This window comes from Methanocalculus sp. (genome assembly GCF_030651615.1).
Taxonomy (GTDB): domain Archaea; phylum Halobacteriota; class Methanomicrobia; order Methanomicrobiales; family Methanocorpusculaceae; genus Methanocalculus.
Genome location: NZ_JAUSCG010000066.1, coordinates 1 through 4,822, shown reverse-complemented (window position 1 = coordinate 4,822; position 4,822 = coordinate 1). Strand labels below are relative to the sequence as shown.

The 4,822-nt window shown below is 45.3% G+C and carries 5 protein-coding genes; all 5 read left to right on the top strand.

What is annotated here, in order from left to right:
* The coding region (locus tag Q7V06_RS02760) for a PAS domain S-box protein (protein WP_304837736.1) at positions 1-2,127 on the top strand (2,127 nt) is incomplete at its 5' end.
* The gene (locus Q7V06_RS02755) at positions 2,124-2,495 is read left to right on the top strand and encodes a two-component system response regulator (RefSeq protein WP_304837733.1); all 372 of its coding nucleotides are present in this window, start codon (positions 2,124-2,126) and stop codon (positions 2,493-2,495) included. The genes Q7V06_RS02760 and Q7V06_RS02755, both read left to right, overlap by 4 nt.
* 381 nt (positions 2,496-2,876) lie before the next feature.
* Positions 2,877-3,653 carry an ABC transporter substrate-binding protein gene (locus Q7V06_RS02750; protein ID WP_304837730.1) on the top strand — a complete coding sequence of 259 codons (777 nt, stop codon included), beginning with the start codon at positions 2,877-2,879 and terminating at the stop codon, positions 3,651-3,653.
* A gap of 124 nt (positions 3,654-3,777) precedes the next feature.
* Positions 3,778-4,455, top strand: coding sequence for an amino acid ABC transporter permease (locus tag Q7V06_RS02745; protein ID WP_304837727.1), 678 nt, complete (start codon positions 3,778-3,780; stop codon positions 4,453-4,455).
* Position 4,456: 1 nt separating this feature from the next.
* Positions 4,457-4,822 (top strand): ATP-binding cassette domain-containing protein (locus tag Q7V06_RS02740; RefSeq protein WP_304837724.1); only part of this gene is annotated, 366 nt, incomplete at its 3' end.

Sequence of the window (4,822 nt, the reverse complement as noted above, 5' to 3'; positions counted from 1 at the left end):
AGGAGATATAACGGGGTCATCGCCCGTTCCGAATCCTGCAACTGGATTGTGGATCGGAAAACCAAAAAAATACTGGATATTAATCCCCATTGTGTATCCCTCTTTGATTCTATTCCAAATAATCTTCTTGGAAGGCCAATGCATGATCTGTGGAGAGATCAGGGGAGAGCAGACGAGGTCCTCGACCAGATTGAGGCACTAACAAAAGTGAACAATCATGAAGAGGTATTGATCAGGCAGGATGGAACTGAAATTCAAGTCAGGCTTTCAGGTTCTATCCTTGACGATGAGGTGATGGTCATCTCTGCTGTTGATATCACTTCCCTGAAGAATGCTGAGTTATTGTGCCAGAAGACCGAGGCTGCATACAAAGAGACACTTGATTCTATGAATATGCCGGTACTGGTCATCGGCAGGGATCATCGTATCCTCCTCTATAACCATTCAGCCCTGAGAAGGCTCCAGATGGAAGGGAGATCCATTCATATAATGGGTGAGAGGATTGAGGATATCTTTCCATTCATCGATTTCCTCTCTGATCCTCTTCAGGATGAAGAGATCTTTACCCACAGGCACTCTATTCGCCGGGAGATTTCGTGTGAGGTGAGGGGAGTGCCTTATTGGTATGATCTCCTCATCAATCCGATAAAAAACAGAGACAATGCCGAATGTGCAACTGTCATCATTCATGATATCACAGAGAGGCGCAACGTTGAGATCTTATGGCGCAAATCAGAGGCTTCACATCGGGCGATCTTTGATAATGCCGGAGCGGGTATTCTGATCCTTGATGAACATGGACTAATCACTTCTGTAAATGATGAGTTCTGTACGCTTACAGGTTACCAGAAGGATACATTAAAAGGAAAACATGTCGTTTCAATCTTCCATAAAAGAGATCAGCCTATCATGATGGCCTGCCTTGACTCTGATCCTGCACATATCTCGCATGATGAGTATGAGGTGAAGATCATTGATTTTGAAGGTGAAGAACGGGATTGTATGCTCCTGACTGCTCAGATTGCTGATACCTCCCTTCGTGTTGTGTCTCTCATCGATATTACTGAAGAACAGAGGATGATTGAGATGATCAGGGAGCAGGAGGCAAATTACCAACAGTTGATCACTCATATCCCTGTTGGGATATTTACCTGCAACCGTGGGATATTCACCTTTGTCAATCCTTCATTCTGTCGTATAACCGGTTTTCCAGAAGATGAACTCATTCATGAGCCGATTACGAAAGTCCTACCTTCACAGAATGATATGGTAGTATATAACACTCCAAAGGAGCTGCCGTTTTCAATAAAAGATGGCTGTGAACGACTTGGTGAGGTCGAGTTCCGGGTGGTAATGAGTGATGGTGAACCTGTTGATCTCGGTATTTTGATTGATATCTCACAACATAAGATCCTCGAAGAGAGCCTCAAAGACGAGATCGAACGGAGATCAGATTTTGTTACTATCGCATCACATGAACTGAGGACTCCCCTTCAGCCTGTGATAGGGTATCTTGGCCTCCTTCTTTCGGATACGGATCATTATCAACTCTCGCAGGAGGTCGTTGATATCCTGAATCTCCTCCAGAAACATATAGATCACGAACGACGGATCATCGATCGGATGATCGAACTTTCGATCGTTGATTCAGGTAAGATCTCTCCAAGTTTTGAAGATATTCTGTTACAGAGAGCGGTTGAAGATATTATAACCGATCACAGTTATCGTGCAAAGGCTGAGATTATTAATGAAATATCCCCCTCTGTGATAATACGGGCAGATTCAAGCCTGTTGTATCATGCATTCAACAGCCTCATATCAAATGCAGTCAGGTATAATGATCCTCCCCGTATTATCTCTGTGAACTATGATGCCGGTGAGGGAAACCACTATATCCGAATAGTTGATAATGGAGTGGGTATAGAGTCTTCATCACTCGCTCGGATCTTTGAACCATTCAATATCGCCGATCTCCAGAAACTAAACAGGCAATATGATCGTTTAGGTCTTGGTCTTCCAATTGCACAACGCTATGTTCAGATTCACGGTGGTGAGATTACTGTTGAAAGTACACCGGATAAAGGAAGTATATTTACAGTACGAATACCTATGGTGATAGTGAAATGATGAAGACGGTGATGGTGGTTGATGACGATATCCCAAACCTTACGGTGATGGGTCTCCTTCTGAAGAAGATTGGATATAAAGCAATTACCATTAATAACGGGTGGGATGCACTTGATGGCATCAAAGATCAGAAACCGGATCTCGTTCTACTGGACCTGATGATGACCCCGATTGACGGATGGCAGTTCCTTGATGAATTGCGGAAAGCCGGCCTTCAGGGTCTTCCGGTTATGCTCTTTACTGCAAAATATATCCGTGATGAGGAGATTGCCCCATATAAGTCGGATATCATTCTTGTCCTCCAGAAACCCGTCTCATTAAAGGAACTTGAAGCTTCTCTCCATGATTTTTTCAAAAACAAATCATAATATAAGGTCAATCACTCCTTTTCATCTTACTTAGGCAAGGAGACTTCCGTCTTTTATGGCGGAGAGGAAATGCCTCCTCAAAAGGGGTATAGATTCTAATGTCGATACTCTGTTCAGACATTCCTTGCGTACGGGCACACGGTATGTTTTTTGACTGCTCCACATTCCCAAAGTTCGGTAGTAGAGAGAAAGTAGCCGGTGATTCCGCGGATAATCGGTAGTGGTTGCGTCAATCGACCTGGACCAATAAGGTTCGTTGAATAAACTTCATACGAATTACATTGTAGCTTTGCGATCTTTAGACCCCGGTGGCAAGCCTCCTCTGACTGGGGGAGATAGTTGAAAACAGATATATAGGATCTTCTCCGTAATCTATAATTCATGAATGCTAAGTTGTGTGCTGCTCTCGTTGCAGTAGTGGTGTTATCCCTACTGGCTGCAGGATGTATGGGTGGAGCAGAGACTCCGGTCTCTGAAAAAAAGCTCTATATTGTTGGAATAGATGGCGATTATAAACCGTTCAGCTATATTGAGGCGGATGGTTCAGCTGCCGGTTTCGATGTCGAGTCTGTAAGATGGATCGGAGAAGAGATGGGCTTTGATGTCAGGATCCAGCCGATGGCATGGGATGGAATTGTGACGAGCCTCGTTACTAAGAAGATCGATATGGTCTACTCGGGCATGACGATCACCCCTGAACGTCAGGAACGCGTCCACTTCACAGAGCCCTACTGGATTGTGAACCAGGCGGTTGCAAGCCGTGCCGACTCAGTTATAACCCTTGATGATGTGCTTGCTGGCAAAGTTCTTATGGGTGCACAGCGTGGAAGCACAGCTGCTGATTATATCCAGATGAATCTTATTGATACCGGATTACTCCCGGCAAATAACTTCAAACAATATGAAGGCTTCTCGCTTGCAGTAACCGATCTTGAGAATAAGCGTGTTGATGCTGTAATGTACGATACCCCGATCGTGAACGAGTTTATTATGGAGATGGGTCTTCGGAAGGTCGGCATCGTTGAGACGAATGAAGAGTATGGTGTAGCCATCCGGAAGGAGGACACCGAACTGCTGGCATTGATGAATGAGGGTATACATCGTCTTCAGGCCTCTCCAAAATGGGAAGAGCTGAAGGTGAAGTACGGGCTTGTGTAAACCCCGGTCTTATTGGTTTCTGACCAGAGATTCAGTTACCCTATCTTTTTCTGATCACAGGGTTAATACATATCTTATCTGATCTCTTCTGGAGATGCAGGCAGAATTTCTGTGGTGATCCAAGGTGAGTTTTCTTTCCCCCGCGATAATCGAGTCACTCCCCTACCTTCTCTCTGGCATCTTCACTACCCTCGGACTTGTAATCCTTGCACTGGCACTCGGGCTTCTGATGGGTATTCCGATGGCTTTGTTTCAGGTCTACGGCCCATCTCCTCTGAAATACCTCGTCCGTACCTATATCTGGATCTTTCGCGGTCTGCCAATTCTGGTTCTGCTCTTCCTCTTCTATTTCGGTATATTTCCGATGCTCGGCTTTCATATCGAAGCATTCTGGATTGCTGCAATAGTACTTGGATTCCGGACCGCTGCATACCAGTCTGAGATCTTCAGAGGAGCGATCCTCTCAATAAAAGAAGGGCAGATGCTTGCCGCCCGATCTCTTGGAATGTCCCGGTGGCAGGCGATTAGAACGATTATTCTTCCACAGGCACTCAGAAACGCACTACCGGGATGGACGAACGAGTATCCGATTCTGCTCACCGACTCATCCGTCTGTTATGCAATAGGAGTCGCAGAGTTGTTAACGAGGGGTAACCAGATCATCGCACGAATTGGTGACCCGATGACGGTTTACATTGTAGTCGCAATTATATTTATTCTTCTGAATTATGGTGGCCAATGGATCTTTGGCCGGATCGAGCACCGATATAAAATACCCGGATATGGACGTGGTGATATCTGAGATGATGGACAGAGAGATCATTCTTCGCGTGGAGGATATACATAAGAGCTATGGGGAAACGGAGGTACTAAAGGGTGTTTCATTTGATGTCCGCCGTGGTGAGACGAAAGTATTCATCGGACCCTCAGGAACCGGGAAGAGCACACTTCTTCGGTGCATCAATCAGCTGACTGTTCCTGATAGTGGACGAATCTGGTTAAATAATGAGGAAGTGACTCATGCAGGGCCCCGGATCAATCAATTCAGACAGAAGATCGGTATGGTCTTTCAGAACTTCAACCTCTTTGATCACTTGACTGCTATTGGAAATATTGAGGTAGCCCTGATCCGGGTGAAGGGTATGAATAAAGCAGCAGCAAAAGAGAAG